This window comes from Lentibacillus halophilus (assembly GCF_055395055.1).
Map to the genome: position 1 here is coordinate 1231882 of NZ_AP043750.1, position 25703 is coordinate 1257584.

Sequence of the window (25703 nt, forward strand, 5' to 3'; positions counted from 1 at the left end):
GAACAAAACAGCCAGTATGACAGATGGATGTCAGAGGCAGGGAGTCGGAATGCTGATGTGTATATCGGCTGAATGACTTACCCCTTGAAATCCACAAAATAAGCGAAGCCAATGAACGGCTGATCGGTGTCAGTCGTATCCCAAACTTTTTTTGGAGAGTTTGATCTTGGCTCAGGACGAACGCTGGCGGCGTGCCTAATACATGCAAGTCGAGCGCGGGAAGCAGACAATCGCCCTTCGGGGCGTGCGTCTGTGGAACGAGCGGCGGACGGGTGAGTAACACGTGGGCAACCTGCCCGAAAGACCGGGATAACTTGCGGAAACGTGAGCTAATACCGGATAATGCCTTTCCCCGCATGGGGGAGGGCTGAAAGACGGCCTTTGTGCTGTCACTTACGGATGGGCCCGCGGCGCATTAGTTAGTTGGTGAGGTAAGAGCTCACCAAGGCGACGATGCGTAGCCGACCTGAGAGGGTGATCGGCCACACTGGGACTGAGACACGGCCCAGACTCCTACGGGAGGCAGCAGTAGGGAATCTTCCGCAATGGACGAAAGTCTGACGGAGCAACGCCGCGTGAGTGATGAAGGTCTTCGGATCGTAAAACTCTGTTGTCAGGGAAGAACAGGCGTGGTTCGAACAGGGCCATGGTTTGACGGTACCTGACCAGAAAGCCCCGGCAAACTACGTGCCAGCAGCCGCGGTAATACGTAGGGGGCGAGCGTTGTCCGGAATTATTGGGCGTAAAGGGCGCGCAGGCGGTCTTTTAAGTCTGATGTGACATCTCGCGGCTCAACCGCGAGCGGTCATTGGAAACTGGGAGACTTGAGTACAGAAGAGGAGAGTGGAATTCCACGTGTAGCGGTGAAATGCGTAGAGATGTGGAGGAACACCAGTGGCGAAGGCGACTCTCTGGTCTGTTACTGACGCTGAGGCGCGAAAGCGTGGGTAGCGAACAGGATTAGATACCCTGGTAGTCCACGCCGTAAACGTTGAGTGCTAGGTGTTAGGGGGTTTCCGCCCCTTTGTGCTGAAGTTAACGCATTAAGCACTCCGCCTGGGGAGTACGGCCGCAAGGCTGAAACTCAAAAGAATTGACGGGGGCCCGCACAAGCGGTGGAGCATGTGGTTTAATTCGAAGCAACGCGAAGAACCTTACCAGGTCTTGACATCCTCTGACAGCGGCAGAGATGCCGTGTTCCCTTCGGGGACAGAGTGACAGGTGGTGCATGGTTGTCGTCAGCTCGTGTCGTGAGATGTTGGGTTAAGTCCCGTAACGAGCGCAACCCTTAATCTTAGTTGCCAGCATTAAGTTGGGCACTCTAAGGTGACTGCCGGTGACAAACCGGAGGAAGGCGGGGATGACGTCAAATCATCATGCCCCTTATGACCTGGGCTACACACGTGCTACAATGGATGGAACAAAGGGACGCGAAGCGGCGACGTGATAGCCAATCCCACAAAACCATTCCCAGTTCGGATTGCAGGCTGCAACTCGCCTGTATGAAGCCGGAATCGCTAGTAATCGCGGATCAGAATGCCGCGGTGAATACGTTCCCGGGCCTTGTACACACCGCCCGTCACACCACGAGAGTTGGCAACACCCGAAGTCGGTGAGGCAACCATTTTGGAGCCAGCCGCCGAAGGTGGGGCCAATGATTGGGGTGAAGTCGTAACAAGGTAGCCGTATCGGAAGGTGCGGCTGGATCACCTCCTTTCTAAGGACGAATGAGAAAACGGATGTCATACATGGCTGTTTGGTTCAGTTTTGAGGGAGCAACCCTCATGAATCAGCCACCTTTGGTGGTTGTTGCACCTTGAAAACGGAATAAGAGCCATCCATTTCAATGATTAATAATGAAACAATGGTTAAGTGACCAAGGGCGCACGGTGGATGCCTTGGCACCGGGAGCCGATGAAGGACGGGACCAACACCGATATGCCCTGGGGAGTCGTAAGCAGACGTTGATCCGGGGATTTCCGAATGGGGGAACCCGCTGTCCGTAATGGGACAGCATGCGTATCTGAATTCATAGGATGCGCACGGCACACCCGGGGAACTGAAACATCTCAGTACCCGGAGGAAAAGAAAGCAAACGCGATTTCCCGAGTAGCGGCGAGCGAAACGGAACCAGCCCAAACCGGAAAGATAGCTTTCCGGGGTTGATAGGACACTCCATGGGAGTCATCAAGAAATGACTTAGACGAAACGGTCTGGAATGACCGGCCGGAGAAGGTAAGAGCCCTGTAGTCGACAAGCCATTTCCTCCGGAGTGGATCCTGAGTACGGCGGAACACGAGAAATTCCGTCGGAATCTGGGAGGACCATCTCCCAAGGCTAAATACTCCCCGGTGACCGATAGTGAACCAGTACCGTGAGGGAAAGGTGAAAAGCACCCCGGAAGGGGAGTGAAAAAGACCCTGAAACCGTGTGCCTACAAGTAGTCGGAGCCCGTTAATGGGTGACGGCGTACCTTTTGTAGAATGGACCGGCGAGTTGCGTTCGTATGCAAGGTTAAGTGGCCAACACGGAGCCGTAGCGAAAGCGAGTCTGAAGCAGGGCGCATAAGTATACGGGCGCAGACCCGAAACCGTGTGATCTACCCATGTCCAGGGTGAAGGTCAGGTAACACTGACAGGAGGCCCGAACCCACGTATGTTGAAAAATGCGGGGATGAGGTGTGGGTAGAGGTGAAATGCCAATCGAACACGGAGATAGCTGGTTCTCTCCGAAATAGCTTTAGGGCTAGCCTCAAGGCATGCGTTCCGGAGGTAGAGCACTGATTGAACGAGGGGCCCTCATCGGGTTACCGAATTCAGTCAAACTCCGAATGCCGGCAACGTAACACCTTGGGAGTCAGACCATGGGTGATAAGGTTCATGTTCGAGAGGGAAACAGCCCAGACCGCCAGCTAAGGTCCCCAAGTATACGTTAAGTGGAAAAGGATGTGGCGTTGCCCGGACAACCAGTATGTTGGCTTAGAAGCAGCCATCATTTAAAGAGTGCGTAATAGCTCACTGGTCGAGTGACGCTGCGCCGATAATGTAGCGGGGCTAAACGTATCACCGAAGCTGCGGATTGTTCATCGAACAATGGTAGGAGAGCGTTCCAGATGCTGCGAAGTCGGACCGTGAGGACCGGTGGAGCGTCTGGAAGTGAGAATGCCGGTATGAGTAGCGAAAAAAGAGTGAGAATCTCTTTCACCGAATGCCTAAGGGTTCCTGAGGAAGGTTCGTCCGCTCAGGGTAAGTCGGGACCTAAGCCGAGGCCGAAAGGCGTAGGCGATGGCTAACAGGTCGATAATCCTGTACCACCTCGTGAGCGTTGGAACGATGGGGGGACGCAGAAGGATACGGAAAGCGCACCGATGGATGTGTGCGTCCAAGCAGCAAGGGTGTTGGGCAGGCAAATCCGCTCAACGCATCCTGAGCTGTGACGGGGGAGGGAAATCAAGTACCGAAGTTCCGGATTTCACACTGCCGAGAAAAGCCTCTAGTGAGTTCACAGGTGCCCGTACCGCAAACCGACACAGGTAGGCACGGAGAGTATCCGAAGGTGTTTGGGAGACCTCTCGTTAAGGAACTCGGCAAAATGACCCCGTAACCTCGGGAGAAGGGGTGCTCACTTACGTGAGCCGCAGTGACCAGGCCCAAGCGACTGTTTACCAAAAACACAGGTCTCTGCAAAGCCGAAAGGCGATGTATAGGGACTGACACCTGCCCGGTGCTGGAAGGTTAAGGGGATGCGTTAGCGCGCTCGGCGCGCGAAGCGTTGAACCGAAGCCCCAGTAAACGGCGGCCGTAACTATAACGGTCCTAAGGTAGCGAAATTCCTTGTCGGGTAAGTTCCGACCCGCACGAAAGGTGCAACGACTTGGGCACTGTCTCAACGAGAGACCCGGTGAAATTATACTATGCGTGAAGATGCGCATTACCCGCGACAGGACGGAAAGACCCCGTGGAGCTTTACTGCATCTTGATATTGAATGTTGGTGCAGCTTGTACAGGATAGGTGGGAGCCGTCGAAGCGTGAGCGCCAGCTTACGTGGAGGCATCCGTGGGATACCACCCCGGCTGTACGAACATTCTAACCCAGGGCCGTGATCCGGTCCGGAGACAGTGTCAGGCAGGCAGTTTGACTGGGGCGGTCGCCTCCCAAAAGGTAACGGAGGCGCCCAAAGGTTCCCTCCGAATGGTTGGAAATCATTCACAGCGTGCAAAGGCATAAGGGAGCTTGACTGCGAGACTGACATGTCGAGCAGGGACGAAAGTCGGGCTTAGTGATCCGGTGGTTCCGCATGGAAGGGCCATCGCTTAACGGATAAAAGCTACCCCGGGGATAACAGGCTTATCTCCCCCAAGAGTTCACATCGACGGGGAGGTTTGGCACCTCGATGTCGGCTCATCGCATCCTGGGGCTGTAGTCGGTCCCAAGGGTTGGGCTGTTCGCCCATTAAAGCGGTACGCGAGCTGGGTTCAGAACGTCGTGAGACAGTTCGGTCCCTATCCGTCGTGGGCGCTGGAAGTTTGAGAGGAGCTGTCCTTAGTACGAGAGGACCGGGATGGACACACCGCTGGTGCACCAGTTGTTCCGCCAGGAGCACGGCTGGGTGGCTACGTGTGGTCAGGATAAGTGCTGAAAGCATCTAAGCATGAAGCCCCCCTCAAGATGAAACTTCCCATCACGTTCAGTGAGTAAGATCCCTCCAAGACGAGGAGGTAGATAGGTCCGGGGTGGAAGCGTGGCAACACGTGAAGCTGACGGATACTAATCGATCGAGGACTTAACCACACATTTCACATTGGAATGGCCTAACGTTCTTATTCCGTTTTCAGGGTGCAATTAAAAAAGTTGCATTCTGAGACATAAATGGTATAATATTATTTGCGTGTGAAGCTGTTCCTGAGTTTGTATAGTTTATTTTTACGATTCCTATCTAAGGTTCAGAAAACTGGCGAGGTCATTAAACAATCACGTTGTAAAGGGTGTTATTTCTCTTAGAAATACGCAACACAATGACACTTCAACATAAACAGTTTAAAGGCTTATGTTTCTAATTTAGTATTATTTCATAATATCGCGGGGTGGAGCAGTCTGGAAGCTCGTCGGGCTCATAACCCGAAGGTCGCAAGTTCAAATCTTGCCCCCGCAACCAAAATTATTCAAACTGGTCCGGTAGTTCAGTTGGTTAGAATGCCTGCCTGTCACGCAGGAGGTCGCGGGTTCGAGTCCCGTCCGGACCGTTGTTGCTTTAAGATGAACATGTTTTCCAGCCAAAGGGAAACATGTTTTTAGTAAATATAACACATGATGTCTTGATTATTTTGATTGATATCAAGTGAAAAGGACACTGGGTAGAAATACCACTTGTTGCTAGACCGTTTCGAATGATAAAGAAACGGTTTTGTTATATTGATGACGCATAAATGATCTATCATATCCTCATGTATAAACGTAGGTCAACCATAGACGATAAGGTGGAGGTCCATTCCTGATTTGTCGAGCCATCGTAGAGATAAGACGAACTACCGATTGATTTTTTTCTTTATTGTTTGTCTTTTTCTTTTGCTTTTCTTTTTGCTATTATTAAATTGTTAGTAGTTTGAATGAAGATTCTTATGCAGTAAGGTGATGGGACATGGATGAATTTGCGTTTATTGAACGGATGAAACAATCAGCGTACAGACAATCGTCATTAGTAAAAGGCGTCGGTGATGATGCAGCGGTTTTTCGTCAGTCCGCTCGGGATATCATTACAACTGCCGATACTCTTCTGGAAGGTGTCCATTTTTCCAGAACGATGATGAATCCGTTTTACATGGGATATCGGGCACTGGCTGCCAATATGAGTGATATAGCTGCAATGGGGGCTAAACCTGCCTTTTATTTAGTGTCGATTGTTATTCCCGACTCCTGTTCCGACGATGAGTTGAACAGCATTTACCGAGGTATGTCCTCTGCTGCTTCGTCCCAACACATGGATTTAATTGGTGGTGACACGGTTTCCGGCAATGAATTGTCTATTGCGATTACCGTTATAGGCTTTGTGGCACAGGATAAGGCCCGGTACCGGAGTGCAGCCCGGTCCGGTGATTTTGTTTTTGTGACGGGCACGTTGGGCGATGCAGCGGCAGGTTTTCATATGTTGAACACCCCTAAAGGTTATACGGATAGAACGCATTATGAAAACAGTCATTGCATGCCACAAATCAGATCGGATTTTGCAACCAGGCTGGAATCACTGAATCGAGTCGCGCTGAATGATATCAGTGACGGTATTGCGAACGAAGTCAATGAAATAGCTGAAGCTTCCAACGTTGGGATTACCATTTATGACGACTGGCTTCCGACCCGTTCGTCTTTTACTCAATTTTCCATGGACCAGCAGCGTAACTGGAAACTGTACGGAGGAGAAGATTTTGAATTGATTGGAACGGTTGCTGAGAAAGAATGGGAGACGTTAAAGCTCATTGCAGCGAACACGAATACACAGCTGACACATATCGGCTATGCTGAACCGTCAGAGAACAATGGACATCACGTCACTCTAATCGATCATGCCGATCACAAAACGCCGTTATTAAAAAAGGGATATACCCATCGGAGCAGTGATAAAAATGGCTGATTTTCAACTAACAACTTATACAGATGGAGAAACGCAGCATGTAGCAGAAAGGCTAGCTACACTGTTAAAACCTGGCGACGTTCTTACATTGGAAGGAGAACTCGGTGCAGGAAAGACAACGTTCGCCAAAGGGTTAGCGAGGGGATTGGGGGTCAAACGCACGGTCAATAGTCCAACGTTTACGATTATTAAAGAATATGACGGTGAGCTGCCCTTGTATCATATGGATGTGTACCGGCTTGAGAATACGGACGAAGATATTGGCTTTGATGAGTATTTTAACGGTGATGGTGTTTGTGTCGTTGAATGGGCTCATTTTATCGAAGACTATCTTCCTGATGCATACTTAACCATATCTATTTCCTGTGGAGATAATGACAATCGTGTATTGGCGTTTTTCCCAGGAAATGACCATTATCAATCGATTGCAGCCGAACTGAACGGTTGGTGGTAAGGAGTTACTCGCAATGAATATATTAGCGATGGATACATCCACCCAAACGATGGGCGTTGCCGTATTAAATGACAATATCCCATTGGGTGAACTGTCGACAACGATAAAGAAAAATCATTCCGTTCGGTTGATGCCGGCGATTGACCACGTGATGCGTGAAGTCAATATGGCACCTGCTGAATTGGATAAAATTGTATCTGCTAAAGGACCAGGTTCGTATACAGGTGTGCGCATTGGACTCATGACCGCAAAGTCGATGGCATGGTCGCTGTCTATCCCGATTACAGGGGTTTCCAGTTTGGAAGGGCTTGCCTTGCAAGGTCGTTTTTACCACTCGTATATATGCCCTTTTTTCGATGCCCGTCGCGGTCTCGTTTATACAGGATTGTACCGGTGGCATCACGACACATTGGAACTGGTGATGGCTGAACGTAATATATTAATGCATGATTGGCTTGACGAGCTAGCGGCCTTGGGACACGATATTTTGTTTCTGAGTCCAGATATGTCATTACATAAAGAATATATTCAAAGACGGTTGGCACACAAGGCTGTCATTCCGGCCGATAGTTCTCCGGCAATCAATCCGGTTCATTTGGCATGGGCCGGCCAGAAGAAAGAAGCGGACAACACCCATACATTGACTCCCAATTATTTGCGCCTAGCGGAAGCAGAAGCAAAATGGCTGCAAAAACAAAGGGACGACCTGAATGGATGAGCTGAGCATTCGGAAGTTGAGTGATACGGATCTGGATCGTGTCTTGGACGTGGAGTGTGGCTCGTTTACTGTTCCGTGGTCCAAAGATATTCTCAAGCAGGAATTAACGGAAAATAAATATGCGCATTATTTTGGCGTGTTTGTGGGTGAGTGGTTGGTCGGCTATGCAGGCATGTGGCTTGTGATTGACGATGCGCAAATTACAACTATTTCTGTTATTCCTGATTTTCGCGGACAAAAATTGGGTGAAAAACTGTTTTTGTATGTGATGACTGAAGCCGTCCGGATGGGCGCCAAACGTCTGTCGCTGGAAGTGCGTATGTCCAATACTGCTGCACAGCGCATGTACAGAAAATTTGGGCTTGTCCCCGGAGGTGTCCGTAAATGTTATTATACGGATAATCAAGAAGATGCAATGGTAATGTGGGTGAATTTATCATGAATGACAAAAAAGATACATATATACTAGGAATCGAAACGAGTTGTGATGAAACCGCAGCAGCCATTGTTAAAAATGGCGATGAGATTGTTTCCAATGTCGTCGCATCCCAGATTGACAGTCATAAACGTTTTGGCGGTGTCGTTCCCGAGATTGCGTCGCGGCATCATGTTGAACAAATGACGATCGTTCTGGAGGAAGCATTCGAACAGGCTGACATGACTTGGGATGATGTGGATGCGGTTGCTGTTACGGAAGGTCCTGGTTTGGTTGGTGCATTGCTTGTCGGTGTTAACAGTGCAAAAGCGTTGGCATTCGCCAGACAAAAACCGTTGATCGGGGTGCATCACTTGGCTGGACATATTTATGCCAACCGTTTTCAAACGGAATTTGAATTCCCACTACTAGCATTGATTGTTTCCGGCGGCCATACAGAATTGATTGTGATGCATGCCCATGGTAACTATGAACTAATTGGCGAAACGCGTGATGATGCCGCGGGAGAAGCATACGACAAAATTGCACGTGTTCTGGAATTGCCCTATCCTGGTGGACCGCAAATAGACAAGCTTGCTGCTGAAGGGGAGGCATCGATGACCTTTCCACGGGCATGGCTGGAGAGCGATAGTTATGACTTCAGCTTCAGTGGGTTGAAGTCGTCGGTAATCAATACGATACACAATGCCACCCAACGCGGTGAATCCATCAGTAAACAATCTATCGCTGCGAGCTTTCAGTCGAGTGTGGTGGATGTACTTACAACAAAAACGTGGAAAGCAGCACAGTCGTATCAAGTCCGTCAAGTCATTGTGGCGGGCGGTGTTGCGGCCAATGCGGGATTACGGCGTGCACTGGAGAATCAATTTCAAGATTCCGGGATTCCACTTGCTATTCCGCCGCTCGAGCTTTGTACCGATAACGCTGCGATGATTGCCGCGGCCGGGTTTGTGAATAATAATCAGGGAAAACGATCAGGTTGGGATTTAAATGCAAATCCTTCATTGCCGTTAAAATAATCCACAGCGCCCTACACGGGCCTGTGGATTATTTTTGTGAAAGCACGCCACATCCGTATGGTCTATGTGGGCAAAACATGTGGATAACCGGAAATTATTCTGTGGATAATGGGTATAACTGATAGAATAACCGAACAGAGGGATGTTCATATGTGTATAAAACTGTGGATAAAAATCCTGTGCTATGACACAGGATTGGTTCGTTCGTTTATTCCTCTTGCAATTTTGTCCACTCGTCCATAAGCGAGTCAATTTTTTGTTTCACCTGTTTGGTTTCCTCAGTCAGTTCACTTGCTTTTTCATGATCTTCGTAAATTTCGGGTTCGGTCATTTTCTGTTCCAAATGTGTCAGTTTAGCCTCGTGTTGTTCAATGTGTTCTTCCAGTTCGTCAATGCGTCGTTGGATTTTTCGTTGTTCTCGCTGCTCCTGTTTATTTTCATGGAATTGTGTTTTTCGTTGTTCCTGCTTTGATTCAGTTTCTTGGCTGTCCATCAGTCTTTGAATGGAGGCTTCTTCCTCTTTTTTCTCCATGTAGTAATCGTAATTGCCCAAGTAAATCGTTGCATCTGTATGCTGCATTTCCACAATCTTGTCAGCCAGTTTATTGATGAAGTACCGATCATGGGAAACAAAGAGAATTGTTCCCGGAAAGTTCAACAATGCGGCTTCGAGTACTTCTTTGCTATCAATGTCCAAGTGGTTGGTCGGCTCATCCATGATAAGAAAATTAGCGTTCTGCATCATCAAACGTGCCATGGACAGCCGTGCTTTTTCCCCGCCGCTGAGCGAAGGGACGGGCTTCCGAACATCTTCACCTGAAAACAAAAAATTTCCCAAAACAGTCCGTATATCTTTTTCATCCACATCAGGGTACTCATCCCAGAGCTGATCCAGGACCGTTTTGGACGTTGTCACCTGTTGTTGTTCTTGATCGTAATAGCCAATCTGCACATTGGTACCGATTTTAATATGACCATCAGATGGCTGAATCTGGCCGGTAATGGTTTTTAGCAACGTTGTTTTTCCAACCCCATTGGGCCCCGTTAACGCCATTCGTTCGCCACGACTGGCATGAATGGTTATATGTTGAAAAATGGGTTGATCATCGTAGTGCATGGACAGGTTGTCAACCTTCAGGACGTCATTTCCGCTTGCCCGATTTATTCGGAATGAAAATGATGCTGATTTCTCATCGCCTTTGGGCTTTTCCAAGCGTTCCATTTTTTCCAGTTCTTTTCGGCGGCTTTGTGCACGTTTGCTGGTGGATGCACGGGCGATATTCCGTTGAATAAATTCTTCCATACGCTTTATTTCCGATTGTTGTTTTTCGTATTCTTTCAATTCCTGTTCGTAATCCAGGGCCCGCTGCTTCAAGTAATAACTGTAATTCCCATTGTATTTTTTGGATTGATTCCGGGAGATCTCATAAACAATGGATGCCGTTTTATCCAGAAAATATCGGTCGTGCGATACAATCGCAATGGCACCGGGATAGCTGGTCAAAAATTGTTCCAGCCATGTCATCGTTTCAATGTCCAAATGGTTGGTCGGTTCATCCAATATTAGCAAATCAGGTTTTTTTAGAAGCAGTTTTCCGAGTGCCAGTCGTGCTTTTTGGCCCCCGCTTAATTCGCCAACAGGGGTATCAAATGGGATATCGTTGAAATTCAAGCCGGTCAGCACGGACTTAATGCTTGCTTCATATTCATATCCGCCATTTTCGACGAATCGTTGCTGCAATTTATCATAATCCTCAAGCAGTTGTTCATACGTGGCATCAGACAGGGAAGACGTTTGTGTCATTTTTTGCTCCATCTCCTGTAATTCCTGCTGTTGCATCAAGAGATTATTGAACACCTCGAGCATTTCACCCCAGATGGTTTTGTCCGATTCGAGAGCGCTGTGTTGTGTCAGATAGCCGACAGACAGGTTTTTTGGCTGAAACACCTCTCCTTCATCATAGGAAAGCTCGCCCGCCATGATTTTTAATATCGTTGATTTGCCTGCACCATTTCGCCCGACAATAGCCACGCGGTCGTTCGTTTTTATCTCCAGTTTTATATTCGTTAAAATATCTTCAGCCCCAAATGACTTGGACACGTCATTCAGCTGCATTACAATCATGTCAGTTCACCTCGTCCTTCTTCCTGCAATCGTATCATGAATGAACCCAAAAATGATATTGTGAAACGCGTCACGACGTATGTATGTTTTTCTGATAGAATAGAGGCTGAACATAAAGCAAATGGAGATGAGTCGATGTCTGATTTTACACACTTTAATGAACAAGGAAGAGCACGGATGGTTGATATCAGTGATAAAGAAGAAACCGAGCGGACGGCCACTGCTGCCTCCAGCATTCAATTAACACAGGAAATATATGAAAAAATACAGGCTGGAACGATGAAAAAGGGTGATGTACTTGCTGTTGCCCAGGTGGCGGGTATTATGGCTGCCAAAAATACGTCCGATGTCATTCCGATGTGTCATCCATTACAGTTGAAAGGAACCGATATTATATTTGATTGGGATATTACCGATGACAACTATGACCTGCTGATAACCGTTACGGTTAAAACAAAAGGGTCGACTGGGGTGGAAATGGAAGCACTGACAGCGGCTTCAGCAACTGCACTCACCGTCTATGATATGTGCAAAGCACTTGATAAAGGGATGGTTATCGGGCAAACGTACCTGTGTCACAAAAGGGGCGGCAAATCAGGCGAATATGAGCGTGATGGCAAGGAGGCGTAATTGTGGACCAAAACAAAATACCGCAAGCGACTGCCAAACGGCTTCCGCTCTATTACCGTTTTTTGAACAGTCTTCATCAACAAGGGAAAAATCGTGTTTCGTCCAATGAGTTGAGTGATGCGGTCAAAGTGGATTCAGCAACGATCCGTAGAGATTTTTCCTATTTTGGCGCACTTGGTAAAAAAGGCTACGGCTATAATGTGGAATACTTACTCGGTTTTTTCCGGAAAACACTCGATCAGGATGAGTTGACTGAAGTAGCTCTGGTTGGAGTGGGCAATCTGGGAACGGCTTTTTTGCACTACAACTTTTTAAAAAACAACAATACCAAAATCGTCATGGCGTTTGATGCGGATCCTGATAAAACGGGAACCGACATGGATGGTGTTCCCATTTATCATATTGATGATTTGGAAGAAAAAATCGGTGATGTACGGGTAGGCATTTTAACTGTGCCATCGGATGAGGCACAGCGCATCACGAATCGGCTATCCAATTACGGCATGGAAGGCATTTTAAATTTCACCCCGGCCCGAGTCACTGTCCCGCCCGGGGTGCGCGTGCACCATATTGACTTATCGATTGAGATTCAGGCGCTCGTCTATTTTTTGAAACATTATCCGTTGAATGTATAAAGAAAAAGAAGCCATATATCCATTGGGTATTACTTCTTTTTCTTTTGGCTTTTAATTTTGAAATGAATAATCAACATCCGGATGCCGACACCAAATTCAAGTGTCGCTACAAGGGCAAGCAGGATGGTAGGAAAACGCCATATGGACTCGCCTGTGACTTGCACAGCAACGCTTATGAACATGGCCCCTATCAGAAAATAGATGATTGCCATCGTTTTTGGTGTCATTTTAATCATAATTTTTGCCCCTTGACTGGTGTGTTTGTTGTCATGTTAATGGAACGAGAGAGTGGAGACCATCTTAAAATGGGAAAAGAATGGTTTGCATGTCCTCCAACTGTTTCAGCTTGTTTTCGATATAGTCTGCGCCAAATGTTAATACAAGGACGGAGATGGAGTTCATTGCCATATGAACAATGATAGGCACGATAATACGTTTGGTTTTTACATAAACGAACGCAAAGACAAATCCCATGGAAGCATAGACAAGCGTATGCGCCAACTCCATGTGAATAACACTGAAAATAAGAGCGGAAAGTACCGCAGCGATAAAAAAGTTCATGCGTTTATACAGTTCTCCGAAAATGATTTTGCGGAAAACGATTTCTTCCAGAATGGGTGCTATAATCGTGGTGATGGCAGCAAAAACAGGTACAGAGCGAGTAATATCCATAATCATCTCTGTATTCTGGGAAGTTGGATCAACGCCAAATAAAACCCTTTCAATGGACGATGCCATGGAATTAGAAATATAAGCCATGACCAGACCGGCTGCCGACCATAAAATGATGCGACCGACTCCCGCGGCCTGTGAACTATTATTTTGTTTCATATCCGGCCGTAACAACCATAGAACGACGACAAGTCCAATCAAGAAGCTGATGACCGACCAGTAAATCGTCGCATCATATCTGCTCAAGGGTGTCAGGACCCATAAAAGCGGTACAAACAGTAAACCTGAAAATTGCATAATGATATATGTTAAAATGACATACCAGTACCGTTTTGCCAAAATAAAACGACTCCTTCGTAGAGGTTTGCTTTATACAGTTTATGCGTGGTAAAAAAGATCAATTCTGTATAAAACGCCATTATTATTTTATCATATTTTTTGTATAGCTTATAATAGAATGGTCGACGCTTATTAAAAGTCTAAAATTTTCATCCCGTAAGGCTTGCATTTTTGAAATGAATTATATATTATAATAATTGGAATTAGCACTCGCTAACAAAGAGTGCTAACAAATAAATTGAGATGGAATGAAGGAGGTTGTCGACATGATAAAGCCACTAGGAGATCGTGTAGTCATTGAACTTGTGGAGCAGGAGGAAACGACTAAAAGTGGTATCGTCCTTCCTGATTCAGCACAGGAAAAACCACAGGAAGGCAATGTCGTAGCAGTTGGTTCCGGACGCCCGGCAGATAACGGTGAAAGAGTAGCGCCGGAAGTTAAAGAAGGAGACCGCGTGATTTATTCCAAATTTGCCGGAACAGAAGTGAATTACGATGATAAGGAATACTTAATTCTTCGAGAAAGCGATATTTTGGCTGTTGTAGGCTAACTGTCCGAATATCGGAAATAACATATATCCATTTGAGGAGGTCGAATAGTTATGGCAAAAGAGCTTAAATTCAGTGAAGATGGTCGTCGTGCGCTACTGAACGGTGTTGATACACTGGCAGATGCCGTGAAAGTTACATTGGGACCAAAAGGCCGTAATGTTGTGCTTGATAAAAAATTCGGTTCGCCATTAATTACAAATGATGGTGTTACCATTGCGAAAGAAATTGAGTTGGAAGACCAATTTGAAAATATGGGGGCACAACTTGTATCCGAAGTAGCTTCCAAAACGAACGATATTGCCGGTGACGGTACAACAACGGCAACCGTCCTGGCACAAGCCATGATCCGTGAAGGACTTAAAAACGTTGCATCCGGTGCTAATCCGGTTGGCATCCGCCGCGGTATTGAAAAAGCGGTTGAAGTTGCCGTTAATGAACTGAAAGGTATTTCCAATCCGATTGAAGGGAAAGATTCCATTTCCCAGGTTGCATCCATTTCTTCCGACGATGATGAGGTTGGTAACCTGATTGCTGAAGCCATGGAACGTGTCGGTAATGACGGGGTTATTACGATTGAAGAGTCCAAAGGTTTCAACACCGAATTGGAAGTTGTGGAAGGTATGCAATTCGATCGTGGTTATGCTTCCCCATATATGGTCAGCGACCAGGAACAAATGGTGGCTGAACTGGAAGACCCATATGTCCTGATTACCGATAAAAAGATCGGAAATATCCAGGAAGTATTGCCGGTTCTTGAACAAGTTGTTCAGCAAAGCAAGCCGATCTTAATCATTGCTGAAGACGTGGAAGGAGAAGCACTGGCCACGCTTGTTATGAACAAACTGCGCGGCACATTTAATGCTGTTGCCGTTAAAGCACCAGGCTTCGGCGACCGTCGTAAAGCTATGCTTGAAGATATCGCAACATTAACCGGTGCTGAGGTTATCACAGAAGATCTTGGACTTGACTTGAAAAGCGCGACCATCGATCAGCTTGGACGAGCCAATAAGATTGTTGTAACGAAAGACAATACAACCATTGTGGAAGGCGCCGGCAAGCCCGAAGCTATTTCCCAGCGTGTATCTCAGGTTCGTGCGCAGGCTGAAGAGTCAACATCCGAGTTTGACAAAGAGAAGCTGCAAGAACGTCTGGCAAAGATGGCGGGCGGCGTAGCGGTTATCAAAGTTGGTGCGGCTACCGAAACGGAAATGAAAGAACGTAAACTTCGCATTGAGGATGCCCTGAACTCCACTCGCGCAGCTGTGGAAGAAGGTATCGTTTCCGGTGGCGGTACGGCCTTTATCAACGCGCTCAGCAAAATTGGCGAGCTATCGCTTGAAGACGATGAAGCAACAGGCGCCAATATTGTTCTTCGTGCATTGGAAGAGCCCATCCGTCAGATTGCCCACAATGCTGGAATGGAAGGTTCCATCGTTGTTGAACGTCTCAAAGGCGAAGAAGTTGGCGTCGGAATCAACGCAGCCAACGGTGAATGGATTAACATGATTGAAGCTGGCGTCGTTGATCCGACTAAAGTTACTCGCTCTGCACTGCAAAACGCAGCATCTGTTGCTGCTATGTTCCTAACAACAGAAGCAGTCGTCGCTGACAATCCTGAAGACAGCGATGGCGGCGGCGGAGCACCTGACATGGGTGGCATGGGCGGTATGGGCGGCATGATGTAAGCATGCTCCCATGCCTGTCACAACAGGATTCTGCCCTTGTGAAAAATTGAAAACTTTATAGAAATTAAGCATAAAGGACGTTTTCGTAAAAGTTGTTGACTTTTGCGGAAACGTCCTTTTTTTAGTTACATGTGTTATCGTTAGGATGCATGGTTTAGGATTCGATTGTGTTGCATGTTAGTGATTCCTGAAAACCGCTAGTTGAAGGTTTTCATTATACTATGTCCTATTATTACAGATATCTCAGATCCCCCCTAATAAGAATCTGTTCGATGTCCTTTTTGGTCAGCTTCCCTCACCGCTTCACTTTCAGTAGCTCTGTCGGTGTGTTGCTCAAGTCCTTCAGCCAAACGACGACCGTAATCTTCATCTGCCTTTGTACACATATCTATCATTTTCTGTTGGATGTCTTTGTTACACATGCTTAAATTTGAAACCAAATTATTAATGAGGTCATCGCGCTCTGTGTGATCAAACGCCCGGTACGTGTCCCCTGCTTGTTTGAAATCATTGGTCCGCTCGATGCTTTCATAAACCAAATTGCCCTCAACATGCGGGGTATACTCTTTTTTTGGTGCATTGGTTTCATGTAATCCGTCAAGCCCGGACGGTTCATAGTTGACATGTGGGTTTTGCTCCTCGGCGCCGTCAACATAATAAGTCATTTGCCCATCACGCTGGTTTGTGGCGACATGTTTTTTTGGCGCATTAATTGGAAGCTGCAAGTAATTGGCGCCTACGCGATATCGCTGCGTATCCGAGTAGGAAAAAGTTCGCCCTTGCAGCATCTTGTCATCAGAAAAATCCAAGCCATCGACAAGAACCCCAGTTCCAAATGCGGATTGTTCCACTTCGGCAAAATAATTATCAGGGTTTTTATTTAACACCATACGGCCTACGGGGTACCACGGCACTTGATCTTCGGGCCAAATTTTGGTGTCATCTAGTGGATCGAAATCTAATTCGGGATGTTCGTCGTCACTAAGGATCTGTACAAAGAGTTCCCATTCCGGATAATCGCCATTTTCAATCGCTTCATATAAGTCTTGCGTTGCATGATTGAAATTCTTGCCCTGAATTTCACTAGCTTCTTCCTGAGTTAAGTTTTTAATGCCGTGCTTGGGTTCCCAATGATATTTGATCAATACCGCTTCCCCGTCTTTATTGACCCACTTATACGTATTGACGCCAGAACCTTGCATATGGCGATAATTAGCAGGAATTCCCCACGGGGAGAATATAAATGTGATCATATGAAGGGTTTCAGGGTTTTGTGTAACAAAATCAAACTGCCTCCTTGGATCCTGGATATTCGTTATTGGATCGGGCTTAAACGAATGAATAAAGTCAGGAAATTTAATCGCATCGCGGATAAAAAATATTTTTATATTATTCCCGACAAGATCCCAGTTTCCATCTTCAGTATAAAACTTCACAGCGAAGCCGCGGGGATCTCGCAGGGTCTCCGGCGAATCTTTGCCATGGATGACCGTTGAGAATCTGACAAATACAGGCGTATGTTTACCAGCGTCTTGAAAAACCTTTGCACGTGTATATTTAGAAATCGGCTCATCGCCAACTTTTCCGTAGGATTCAAAATAACCGTGCGCCCCGGCACCGCGTGCATGGACGACCCGCTCCGGTACACGTTCTCGGTCAAAATGGGACATCTTTTCCAGAAAGTGATAATTCTCCAGTGTTGCTGGGCCTCGACTACCTATCGTTCGCAAATTTTGATTATACTTAACAGGCTGTCCCTGCCGCGTTGTTAAAGTCTGCTTATCTTCACCTTCCGTCATATGTTCTTGATTATCATTGTCTTGATCCATTTTTTACCCTCCATAAGTACATATTTACATATTACATTACGTTTATTTTACCAATAGAGGACAAATTTTATACAAATTGCTAAAGGTCCTAAAATTTTAGCTCAAGCTTATACTGTGAATCACCAGATTATTTCAGCTTTGGTCACCATAACCCCATCTTAAGGCTCTTGGCTCCCAAAACAGACTATTTTGTAATTCATGGTATCAATAATTGATTTTCTATGTTACATTATAAAAAAATGAATTATATGAAAAAATCGCTAGGGGAGCTATATGGCTGAGATAAGGTATTCGATATCTTGACCCTTTGAACCTGTGATCTGGTTAATACCAGCGAAGGGAAGTGTTAGCTGTGCGTCAATCTTATTGTTTAATTGACAAAAAGCAGTATCACTCCCGTGGTACTGCTTTTTTATTGCTTTAGTGTAGGCGGAGCATCAAAAAAGATAAAGGTTTTACGAGTAATTACAAGATTGTTAAAGGGGGGAGGATAAACATGGAGAACCTAACATTTGGTCTTGAGTGGTATTTGAATCCAAACCATCTTCCATTTTTGATTGGAATGGAAAAGGGGTGGTTTTCAGAAGTCGATTTAAACGTTGAAATGATAGAGCCTAAGGAACACTTTGATGCGATTGATGAAATACATAATGGGACTATGGATATTGCTGTCACAGAACCTTTGCATTTAGTACAAGATAAGTTAAAAAGTATCGATGTTATTGGAATTACTAGATTTCTAGAATCTGACAGTGGCGTCATGTTTCTAAAAAACAATGGAATTACAAGACCTAAGGATATAATTGGGAAAAGGTTAACCTATCCAAGTGCACCTGGACCAACAGGACTAGCCTTTATGAAATCCCTGATTCTAGCAGATGGGGGGCATTGCGATGTTCACGATTTAATTCCGGTTAACAAAGGATTTTACCATACCGAGGCGTTAATTCATGATGAAGCAGATTTAGCTTTTTCAGTACAACAGCATCATGAAATCATTGAAGCGCGGGCACGCGGGTATAAACCGGGGTTCTTTTCATTAAAAGATTGGGGTCTTCCTGCTGGAGGGAGTTTAATTTTAATTACTTCACCCGCTGTTTTAAGCAGACGAAGTTATGAGATAAGCAGATTTTTGAAGGTATTGAGAAGAAGCAGTGATTTCATTCTAAATGAGCCAGATGAAGCAAAGAAGATTTACTATCAATTCACGAAAAAAAATCCTATGGATCAAGTGGAGGCAGCTATTTTAGACGCAACTTTAAGTTACTTCACCAAAGACTTCTCCATGCCATTCAATTATTTTGATCATTTACAAAGATGGCTTAAGGAGGTGAAGCTTACAGATGCTTCAGGAGATCCCGAGGAATATTGGACAAATGGATTGTTATTCGAAAATAGCAAAGGAGGAATTCATAATGAACATTAAAGACCAGGTTGTATTGGTTACAGGAGCAAGCAGAGGGTTAGGGGCAGAAATCGCCAAAGCATTTGGGCGTGAGGGTGCACGTGTTATTCTGAACTATTACCAAAGTGAAGAGAAAGCGAAAGAAGTCGTAGAGAAAATTGGAAGTGAAGCGATAGCGATTCAGGCCGACGTGCTTGATAGAGACCAGGTGGAAAATATGTTTGAAAAAGCAGAATCGCATTTTAACCATCCCGTTACAACGATTGTCAATAACGCATTGGTGAATTTTAAATTCGATTCAGTGAACAGGAAAGATGCCAAAAAAATTGACTGGGAAGATTATCAAGTCCAATTAGAAGGAAGCATCAAGGCTGCTTTACATACGACGCAAGTTGCCTATGAAGGAATGGCTACACTTCAGTTTGGCAGAATCATTAATATTGGTACCAATCTCGTGCAAGATCCTGTGGTCCCATATCATGATTATAATACAAGTAAGGCAGCGTTAATCGGATTTACAAGGAACATGGCAAGTGACCTTGGTGCGAATGGAATCACCGTTAATATGGTGTCAGGAGGGTTGTTACGAGTGACCGATGCAAGCTCACCCACGCCTCCTGAAGTATTTGATCTCATTAAGGAAGATACCCTGTTAAAGCAGGTCACAACTCCCGAGGAACTGGCCGATACAGTCTTGTTTTTCGCTTCACGGTGGAGTCGGGTGGTTACCGGTCAAAATCTCGTTGTTGATGGTGGACAAGTAATGAATTAAAAATATGACGTATCTTCGCCTTTGCCTGAATAGCTTTAGTACATGATGATGAACAGGTGAGTGCTGCTTCCAAGCAGAATCGATCAAATACATGAAAGGTATTGAAGAGCATTATTGGAAGACATTTTTGTCCGCCGCTAACTTCCCCAGATACTGGTCTTTTAACGTCTCGAGACCGACAAATCGCAAACTTTCGATCACTTGCTCTGATCTGTCCTTTTTCGGGAATTTATTTAGCGCACACAGCTGATAAACTTACACAAATGCACGGGTCTAAAGCTAAAATATAGGGAAAATTGATAACGTGAGTGGTGTAGTGTAAGAATGTACCCTTTGAAATACGCTATACTGACCAAAAGGATAGGATATGGTCATTGAATGAATGTGCTCAAAAAATCGATTAGCAAACAGAGCCTGAACTTTCAGAAATTAAATCCAGCATTTTGTATTAAGAGTTGACTTCTACTAAAGTTTTTGTTAAATTTGCAATTAATTATTTAATATCAGTTTTCTGCTAGGGGCGCCGTCCGGCTGAGAAAAGGAAATATCCTTTGTCCCTTGGAACCTGATCTGGTTAACACCAGCGGAGGGAAGTAGATTAGGCAAAAACTCAGTACGCCAATATTTTGCGGAAAATTTTGCTAATACTTCCTTCTACTAATCTTTAAAAGTTTAGAGGAGGATTTTTTTATGACATTTACTAATCAACTGAAAGAAGCAACAAGGGAAAGTTGGAAAAAAAGCCTGAATCACCCATTTGTACAGGGGATCGTCAATGGGGATTTACCACTGGAAGTATTTAAAAACTATATTTTGCAAGATATCTATTATTTAAAGCATTATGGAAAAGTCCATGCGATTGCCGCATCACAGGCGGATGATTTTAAACATACTGCCATTTTGGCTGACAAGGCAAGAGTTACAGCGCAAGCAGAATTAACTGTTCATCACGAACATGCAAAGATTTTAAACATTACAGAAGAAGATATGGCGAATTTTAAACCTGCTCCCACAGCCTATGCGTACACATCTCACTTATATAGAGCAGCCATGTCTGGGAATCTGGCACAGTCCGTGGCAGCGATGTTGCCTTGTTACTGGTTGTATGCAGATATTGGAAAAATAAACGAAAATGCAGCGCCGGAACCTGATATTTACCGAAATTGGATTAAAATGTACGCGAGTGATCAATTCCAGGATTCGACAAATGAAATGATTGATTTATTAAACACGCTTGTCGAAAACATGAATGAACAGGAAAAAGAGAAGGTAAAAGAACAATTCGTTATAGCCAAAGCGTACGAACTCCAATTTTGGGAAATGTCTTATACCTTTGAAACATGGCTGTCTGAAAGTGAACAAGGAGGAGAGGTTTCACAGTGACAAAGCATACGTTAACAATAAAAGAAGTCATGCTCATTGTCATTATCGCTATTTTATTTGGGGTGGTATATAAGATATGGGGACCTGTTTATACATTTGCAAATGCTATAGCCCCTTTTCTGGGCCAAATCGTATACCCCATGTGGTTCGTTGCAGGAGTAGTGGCGGCTTATATCATTCGAAAACCGGGCGTTGCGTTTTTAGCGGAATTCCTGGCTGCTTCTGGAGAGTTGCTGACCGGCAGTCAATTTGGTCTGTCCATGCTCTTTACCGGAGCGATGCAAGCGCTGGGGGCAGAGATAATCTTTTTGCTTTTTAGATATCGTCGGTGGGATTTTCTAGTATTGGCGATTGCTTCTATTTCTGCTTCTTTGGGGAGTATTTTTTCCAGTTATTTAATCTCAGGGCTTGGGGCCAATACTGGATTCATTCAAGTCATGACAATCAGTGTACGAATTGCGAGTTCCATTGTGGTCTGCGGTGCCTTTAGTAAATGGATAGCAGACAAACTTGTGGCAACGGGCAGTTTAAATAGTTATGAAATTGTGCTATCCACTCAAAAAGCGCGGTGGGAATTATGAGTGCTGTTTCATATGCTGGCTGCAGTGACCTTCATGTGCAGTATCCAGGAAGAGATAACCCAACGCTTTCAGGTATGCAGGTCCATATCCAGCAGGGGGAAAAGATATTATTGCTAGGCCCGAGTGGATCGGGGAAAAGCACACTGCTCCATGTACTGGCAGGTCTTATTCCCGACTTCATTCAAGCAATGATGAAAGGAGATATTTGGGGACCTGAACAGAAAGGGGTTCTGTTTCAAGACCCGGAAAGTCAGTTCTGTATGCTTACCGTGGATGAAGATATTGCCTTTAGTTTGGAGAATCAGCAGGTTCCTCCAGAGGATATGTCTGAAATGATTAATCGAGTGAAAAGACAAGCCGGAATTCATGATTTACCGGGAGATACGCCTATTCATACGTTATCTGGCGGAACAAGCCAGCGATTGGCTTTTGCAACGATTCTGGCATTAGAGCCTGAAATACTGTTCTTGGATGAGCCTACCGCTCAATTAGATCCTTCTGGTACATCAAACGTTATTGACATGCTGCGAAATTTGCCGGAATCTCAAACAGTCTTGATCATCGAACATAAGCTGGAAGGTATCATTGATTGGATGGACCGGGTTCTCTTGATCAATGACGACGGGGAATTGATTGCCGATGGCTCCCCCAAGCAGATTTATACGGAACAAATACATTTGATCGATAAATATGGTATATGGAAACCGAGACTGTGGCCTTATAGCCTGGAAGAGTTAGAAACACTTCCCGATACGATCAAACCTAGAGAAAGAAAAAAGACCTCAAACGCCATTATAGAGATGGAGCGAGGGAAACTTTCATTGAATCACTACACGGTGTGGGACCATGTGAATGTTTCCATCGAAACGGGCGAATGGGTTATGATTATGGGAGCAAATGGCTCTGGAAAGAGTTCATACTTACGTGCATTGATGGGTCTCCATCCTCTCCAGGAAGGTAGAATCCAATATAATTTTTCGGGAAGCAAGCTTGAAACACCAGTTAAAACCGAGATGCTTTCCAATCATATGGGCTTTGTCTTTCAAAATCCGGAGCATCAATTTGTAACGGATTCGGTGGAAGAAGAAATCGCCTTTGACGGTCAAGTGGAGCAATGGCCGGCAGAAGAGACGGCACAACGAGTGGAACAGCTTCTGGAAGAATTTCGACTGAAACATCTCCGAACGGCCAATCCCTATACGCTGTCAACCGGACAAAAACGTCGCCTCAGTGTGGCAAGCATGCTGCTGAAGCGACACGAAGTACTGTTGCTAGATGAACCAACATTCGGCCAGGATGCTAAAATGGCAAAAGAGTTACTGGATCAATTTGAACAACTATATAAAGAAGGGACCACGATTGTTATGACGACGCACGATGTAGAGCTCGCTTACACCTATGCGACCAAGTTAATCGTATTTGCAGATAATCAATTATTGTTTACAGGAGATCCAGAAGTGTTTTTCGCGCAGCAAACTCTCGTTCAACAGGCTCGTCTGCAATTACCCTTAAATATGGAATATAAAGCGTATCAGCAAAATAAGGCTACCGAACAGGCGGTATTTGTATGAGAAGCCTGGGGGAAAACAATCAGCATACAGAAGTGAATCCGTCAGGGAAACTAGTGCTTCATGTGCTGTTGATGGTCCTTATTTCAGTCGTTCGAGATCCTCTTACCACTTTTTTGCTGATGATGATTCCAGCTTTGCTCACATTCGTCTATGTACGGATGCCGATAAAACAACTGATTACTTTTATTGTGCTTCCATTTCTTCTATTGTCCTTATTAAGCTTTTGGGGAATCTTTGCTTTTGCAAAGGGGGAGGAAGTGTACTTTGCTTGGGGCTGGTTCCAATTCACGGAAGTAGGACTGCAAAATGGATTAACAATTGGATTCAGGACACTTGGGTATTTGTTTTACGGAGCGTTATTTATTCTGACTACTGATGTAACCAGTTTAGTGTTGAGTCTGATGCAGCAACTTCGCCTAAAACCAAAATGGGCTTATTCTATTTTGGCAGGTATTCGGTTTATCCCCATATTGAAAGACGATTTCACGCAAATACGTGCGGCTCACAAAGTGCGGGGGGTTCATCGCAGCGGAAAAAGGTTAGCCCAGGTTCGAATGCTTGCAGGTTACACTGTTCCCTTGCTTTCACAGGGGATACGCAAGTCAGAACGCGTTGCCATTGCGCTGGAAGCCCGAAACTTCGACGGATCTTGGAATCGAACGTTTTACAGACAAATCAGCTGGAGTAAATTGGATATCAAGTATGCGGCGATAATGCTCATTTCTGTCTTGATAATCGTAGTTATTGCCACATATCTTGGCTTTATTCGATGGGGACTTGTGAAGTAATTTCGAAACAAGTAACTATAATTTACCTATTTGCAAGGAAGGGATGGACAGTATTAAGGACGGGGTATGGGCGCAAGCGTCCTACCCTAGCTTCCCCAAACATAAAACCTATTAAAACAGGTCAGCCAGTACAATGACTGCCCATATAATACGATCGGGCGCAAGAGTTGAATAAGACACTTTTGTTTGAAGCAAGTGGGAAGAAGGGGCATGTGATGTTTAGCGTAAAGGTGAAAACCTTTACGATTGGAAATACAGAAATGCACTATGTTGTCTTTGTTTATCGATAATATGCTAAAAGTACAGGGTGTATTTTTGCAGTTGGAAGGATTATCTGCCAAAGATTTAGCACCACACCCCGTATTACAGGCATCGACAGTTTATATCAGTATCATGTCATATTCTTCCCTCAATTTTTCATTAAATCATTACATACAGTTAATATACACTTTACATTTAGGTGATATGGTTGATGTGTAATAGAAAGGAGGAGAAAAATGAATATACGTGCATTGTTTATTGATATGGATGGAACATTGCTGACGTCATCAAATGAGATTTCACAACGCAATGCGGAAACGATCAGCAGATTGACAAACCAGGGTGTTAAAGTTTTTCTGGCGACAGGGCGTCAATATGAGATTACAGCACCTTACCATAGTCTGCTTGGCTTGAAAGCACCGATGATCTGCCTGAATGGTGCTTCCATTCATGATGGATTCACGGGAAGGGTTGTCCGGAAGAATCCGGTTGTGCTGGATGAAGCGTACTTTCATCGTGTAACAAATGAAATCCCGTGCAATATCATTGTGCACACAACCGACGGCCTATACTGCAACAAGACGAGCGAGGAAGTTGATGAGTGGACTAGGGAAGGTAGGGTTCCGCCAAGGTATATCGGTGACTTACGGCATGCAGATTACCGGAACGTGCTGAAATACAGTGTCAGGACAGGCTACCATGGTTCGCATATGTCACATTTATTTAGTGATGCAGCGGATGTCATTGACTGGAAAGACGGGTTTGAGATAATTGCTCCCGGTGTTTCCAAATGGGCTGCCATTCGAGTGCTTATTAGAGCGTTTGGCATTAATCCGGAAGAAACAGCAGCCATCGGTGACGGCCCGAACGATATCCAAATGCTGCGTTATGCAGGAATCAGCGCTGCAATGGCGAATGCTGACCAAGAAGTGAAAGCGGCCGCAGATGTTACAACCGATCATCATGAACAGGATGGTCTGACTGAATTTATAGAAAAATACCTCGTTCAGTCATTTGCCATCTGAGGTGTGACGGAACTAAAAAATGATAAACGTGAAGAAATCGTTTAGCCAATGATGATCACTCCCATATAGGTGGTCCCCTTTGTAAAATCCCCGATCATTCTCCTCAAACCAAACCACATCGATCTGATCGTCATGATTTGAATTCTATATTGTTAATTATCATACGTTTGTCTGAAGGTAACGAGGAACTTATCAACT

The 25703-nt window shown here is 45.3% G+C and carries 20 protein-coding genes, 2 tRNA genes, 2 rRNA genes and 2 riboswitches; of the genes, 20 read left to right on the plus strand and 4 right to left on the minus strand.

From position 1 onward, the window contains the following. Positions 1–148 precede the first annotated feature (148 nt). The 9 genes from ACZ5Q7_RS06040 to tsaD all read left to right on the plus strand — a co-directional run bounded on the left by ACZ5Q7_RS06040 (position 149) and on the right by tsaD (position 9252). Positions 149–1717, plus strand: a 16S ribosomal RNA gene (locus ACZ5Q7_RS06040). A 149-nt stretch (positions 1718–1866) separates the two neighbouring features. Continuing rightward, a 23S ribosomal RNA gene (locus ACZ5Q7_RS06045) occupies positions 1867–4791 on the plus strand. The 16S and 23S rRNA genes sit together here with 2 tRNA genes alongside, the layout of an rRNA operon. Positions 4792–5078: 287 nt before the next feature. Then, positions 5079–5155, plus strand: a tRNA-Met gene (locus ACZ5Q7_RS06050). Positions 5156–5169: 14 nt separating this feature from the next. Next, a tRNA-Asp gene (locus tag ACZ5Q7_RS06055) sits at positions 5170–5243 on the plus strand. Positions 5244–5638: 395 nt separating this feature from the next. Continuing rightward, on the plus strand, positions 5639–6625 hold the full coding sequence (gene thiL / locus ACZ5Q7_RS06060) for a thiamine-phosphate kinase (protein WP_343751038.1): 987 nt from the start codon (positions 5639–5641) through the stop codon (positions 6623–6625). Continuing rightward, complete coding sequence (tsaE, locus tag ACZ5Q7_RS06065) at positions 6618–7079, plus strand: tRNA (adenosine(37)-N6)-threonylcarbamoyltransferase complex ATPase subunit type 1 TsaE (RefSeq protein WP_343751039.1); 462 nt, start codon at positions 6618–6620, stop codon at positions 7077–7079. Before thiL ends, tsaE begins: the two co-directional genes overlap by 8 nt. A 13-nt stretch (positions 7080–7092) precedes the next feature. Further along, positions 7093–7797: a tRNA (adenosine(37)-N6)-threonylcarbamoyltransferase complex dimerization subunit type 1 TsaB gene (tsaB, locus tag ACZ5Q7_RS06070; RefSeq protein WP_343751042.1), complete on the plus strand. Its 705-nt coding sequence runs from the start codon at positions 7093–7095 to the stop codon at positions 7795–7797. Next, positions 7790–8239 (plus strand): ribosomal protein S18-alanine N-acetyltransferase, encoded by a 450-nt coding sequence (gene rimI, locus ACZ5Q7_RS06075; RefSeq protein WP_343751044.1) that lies wholly within the window; start codon positions 7790–7792, stop codon positions 8237–8239. The genes tsaB and rimI overlap by 8 nt, the downstream gene beginning before the upstream one ends. Continuing rightward, positions 8236–9252 (plus strand): tRNA (adenosine(37)-N6)-threonylcarbamoyltransferase complex transferase subunit TsaD, encoded by a 1017-nt coding sequence (gene tsaD, locus ACZ5Q7_RS06080; RefSeq protein WP_343751045.1) that lies wholly within the window; start codon positions 8236–8238, stop codon positions 9250–9252. The genes rimI and tsaD overlap by 4 nt, the downstream gene beginning before the upstream one ends. 208 nt (positions 9253–9460) lie before the next feature. Here tsaD and ACZ5Q7_RS06085 read toward each other — a convergent pair whose 3' ends face one another. Next, entirely contained in the window at positions 9461–11377 is a 1917-nt protein-coding gene (locus tag ACZ5Q7_RS06085; RefSeq protein WP_343751046.1) for an ABC-F family ATP-binding cassette domain-containing protein, read from the minus strand. Positions 11378–11512: 135 nt separating this feature from the next. Here ACZ5Q7_RS06085 and moaC point away from each other — a divergent pair, with 135 nt between their 5' ends. After that, positions 11513–12007: a cyclic pyranopterin monophosphate synthase MoaC gene (gene moaC / locus ACZ5Q7_RS06090; protein ID WP_343751047.1), complete on the plus strand. Its 495-nt coding sequence runs from the start codon at positions 11513–11515 to the stop codon at positions 12005–12007. Positions 12008–12009: 2 nt separating this feature from the next. Further along, the gene (locus ACZ5Q7_RS06095) at positions 12010–12642 is read left to right on the plus strand and encodes a redox-sensing transcriptional repressor Rex (RefSeq protein ID WP_343751048.1); all 633 of its coding nucleotides are present in this window, start codon (positions 12010–12012) and stop codon (positions 12640–12642) included. Between the two features lie 29 nt (positions 12643–12671). On the opposite strand, the gene ACZ5Q7_RS06100 is transcribed toward ACZ5Q7_RS06095, so the two are convergent. Next, on the minus strand, positions 12672–12878 hold the full coding sequence (locus tag ACZ5Q7_RS06100; protein ID WP_343751049.1) for a DUF4305 domain-containing protein: 207 nt from the start codon (positions 12876–12878) through the stop codon (positions 12672–12674). A 64-nt stretch (positions 12879–12942) separates the two neighbouring features. Further along, positions 12943–13653, minus strand: coding sequence for a CPBP family intramembrane glutamic endopeptidase (locus tag ACZ5Q7_RS06105; RefSeq protein ID WP_343751050.1), 711 nt, complete (start codon positions 13651–13653; stop codon positions 12943–12945). A gap of 266 nt (positions 13654–13919) precedes the next feature. Between ACZ5Q7_RS06105 and groES the strand changes: the two genes are divergently transcribed. Beyond that, positions 13920–14204, plus strand: coding sequence for a co-chaperone GroES (groES, locus tag ACZ5Q7_RS06110; protein ID WP_343751051.1), 285 nt, complete (start codon positions 13920–13922; stop codon positions 14202–14204). Positions 14205–14255: 51 nt separating this feature from the next. Beyond that, the gene (gene groL / locus ACZ5Q7_RS06115) at positions 14256–15890 is read left to right on the plus strand and encodes a chaperonin GroEL (RefSeq protein ID WP_343751052.1); all 1635 of its coding nucleotides are present in this window, start codon (positions 14256–14258) and stop codon (positions 15888–15890) included. 254 nt (positions 15891–16144) lie between these two features. Here the strand turns inward: groL and ACZ5Q7_RS06120 are convergent, their stop codons facing one another. After that, positions 16145–17719, minus strand: a complete 1575-nt coding sequence (locus ACZ5Q7_RS06120) for a catalase (RefSeq protein ID WP_343751053.1) — start codon at positions 17717–17719, stop codon at positions 16145–16147. Between the two features lie 252 nt (positions 17720–17971). Then, a riboswitch (TPP riboswitch) is annotated at positions 17972–18078 on the plus strand. A 137-nt stretch (positions 18079–18215) separates the two neighbouring features. Here ACZ5Q7_RS06120 and ACZ5Q7_RS06125 point away from each other — a divergent pair. The 7 genes from ACZ5Q7_RS06125 to ACZ5Q7_RS06155 all read left to right on the plus strand — a co-directional run bounded on the left by ACZ5Q7_RS06125 (position 18216) and on the right by ACZ5Q7_RS06155 (position 25505). Beyond that, positions 18216–19145: an ABC transporter substrate-binding protein gene (locus ACZ5Q7_RS06125; RefSeq protein ID WP_343751054.1), complete on the plus strand. Its 930-nt coding sequence runs from the start codon at positions 18216–18218 to the stop codon at positions 19143–19145. Then, complete coding sequence (locus ACZ5Q7_RS06130; RefSeq protein ID WP_343751055.1) at positions 19135–19896, plus strand: 3-oxoacyl-ACP reductase; 762 nt, start codon at positions 19135–19137, stop codon at positions 19894–19896. Before ACZ5Q7_RS06125 ends, ACZ5Q7_RS06130 begins: the two co-directional genes overlap by 11 nt. 506 nt (positions 19897–20402) lie before the next feature. Next, positions 20403–20505: riboswitch (TPP riboswitch) on the plus strand. A gap of 81 nt (positions 20506–20586) precedes the next feature. After that, positions 20587–21279, plus strand: a complete 693-nt coding sequence (gene tenA / locus ACZ5Q7_RS06135; protein WP_343751056.1) for a thiaminase II — start codon at positions 20587–20589, stop codon at positions 21277–21279. Further along, positions 21276–21860 carry an ECF transporter S component gene (locus ACZ5Q7_RS06140; protein ID WP_343751057.1) on the plus strand — a complete coding sequence of 195 codons (585 nt, stop codon included), beginning with the start codon at positions 21276–21278 and terminating at the stop codon, positions 21858–21860. The genes tenA and ACZ5Q7_RS06140 overlap by 4 nt, the downstream gene beginning before the upstream one ends. Beyond that, positions 21857–23431 (plus strand): ABC transporter ATP-binding protein, encoded by a 1575-nt coding sequence (locus tag ACZ5Q7_RS06145; RefSeq protein ID WP_343751058.1) that lies wholly within the window; start codon positions 21857–21859, stop codon positions 23429–23431. Before ACZ5Q7_RS06140 ends, ACZ5Q7_RS06145 begins: the two co-directional genes overlap by 4 nt. After that, on the plus strand, positions 23428–24219 hold the full coding sequence (locus ACZ5Q7_RS06150; protein WP_343751059.1) for an energy-coupling factor transporter transmembrane component T family protein: 792 nt from the start codon (positions 23428–23430) through the stop codon (positions 24217–24219). Before ACZ5Q7_RS06145 ends, ACZ5Q7_RS06150 begins: the two co-directional genes overlap by 4 nt. A 497-nt stretch (positions 24220–24716) precedes the next feature. Then, positions 24717–25505: an HAD family hydrolase gene (locus ACZ5Q7_RS06155; protein ID WP_343751060.1), complete on the plus strand. Its 789-nt coding sequence runs from the start codon at positions 24717–24719 to the stop codon at positions 25503–25505. Positions 25506–25703: the final 198 nt, after the last annotated feature.

Bases quoted from the DNA above. Each gene is read 5' to 3' on its own strand.
- thiL (WP_343751038.1), top strand. From the start codon at position 5,639: ATGGATGAATTTGCGTTTATTGAACGGATGAAACAATCAGCGTACAGA.
- tsaE (WP_343751039.1), top strand. From the start codon at position 6,618: ATGGCTGATTTTCAACTAACAACTTATACAGATGGAGAAACGCAGCAT.
- tsaB (WP_343751042.1), top strand. From the start codon at position 7,093: ATGAATATATTAGCGATGGATACATCCACCCAAACGATGGGCGTTGCC.
- rimI (WP_343751044.1), top strand. From the start codon at position 7,790: ATGGATGAGCTGAGCATTCGGAAGTTGAGTGATACGGATCTGGATCGT.
- tsaD (WP_343751045.1), top strand. From the start codon at position 8,236: ATGAATGACAAAAAAGATACATATATACTAGGAATCGAAACGAGTTGT.
- ACZ5Q7_RS06085 (WP_343751046.1), bottom strand. From the start codon at position 11,377: ATGATTGTAATGCAGCTGAATGACGTGTCCAAGTCATTTGGGGCTGAA.
- moaC (WP_343751047.1), top strand. From the start codon at position 11,513: ATGTCTGATTTTACACACTTTAATGAACAAGGAAGAGCACGGATGGTT.
- ACZ5Q7_RS06100 (WP_343751049.1), bottom strand. From the start codon at position 12,878: ATGATTAAAATGACACCAAAAACGATGGCAATCATCTATTTTCTGATA.
- groES (WP_343751051.1), top strand. From the start codon at position 13,920: ATGATAAAGCCACTAGGAGATCGTGTAGTCATTGAACTTGTGGAGCAG.
- groL (WP_343751052.1), top strand. From the start codon at position 14,256: ATGGCAAAAGAGCTTAAATTCAGTGAAGATGGTCGTCGTGCGCTACTG.
- ACZ5Q7_RS06120 (WP_343751053.1), bottom strand. From the start codon at position 17,719: ATGGATCAAGACAATGATAATCAAGAACATATGACGGAAGGTGAAGAT.
- ACZ5Q7_RS06125 (WP_343751054.1), top strand. From the start codon at position 18,216: ATGGAGAACCTAACATTTGGTCTTGAGTGGTATTTGAATCCAAACCAT.
- ACZ5Q7_RS06130 (WP_343751055.1), top strand. From the start codon at position 19,135: ATGAACATTAAAGACCAGGTTGTATTGGTTACAGGAGCAAGCAGAGGG.
- tenA (WP_343751056.1), top strand. From the start codon at position 20,587: ATGACATTTACTAATCAACTGAAAGAAGCAACAAGGGAAAGTTGGAAA.
- ACZ5Q7_RS06145 (WP_343751058.1), top strand. From the start codon at position 21,857: ATGAGTGCTGTTTCATATGCTGGCTGCAGTGACCTTCATGTGCAGTAT.
- ACZ5Q7_RS06150 (WP_343751059.1), top strand. From the start codon at position 23,428: ATGAGAAGCCTGGGGGAAAACAATCAGCATACAGAAGTGAATCCGTCA.
- ACZ5Q7_RS06155 (WP_343751060.1), top strand. From the start codon at position 24,717: ATGAATATACGTGCATTGTTTATTGATATGGATGGAACATTGCTGACG.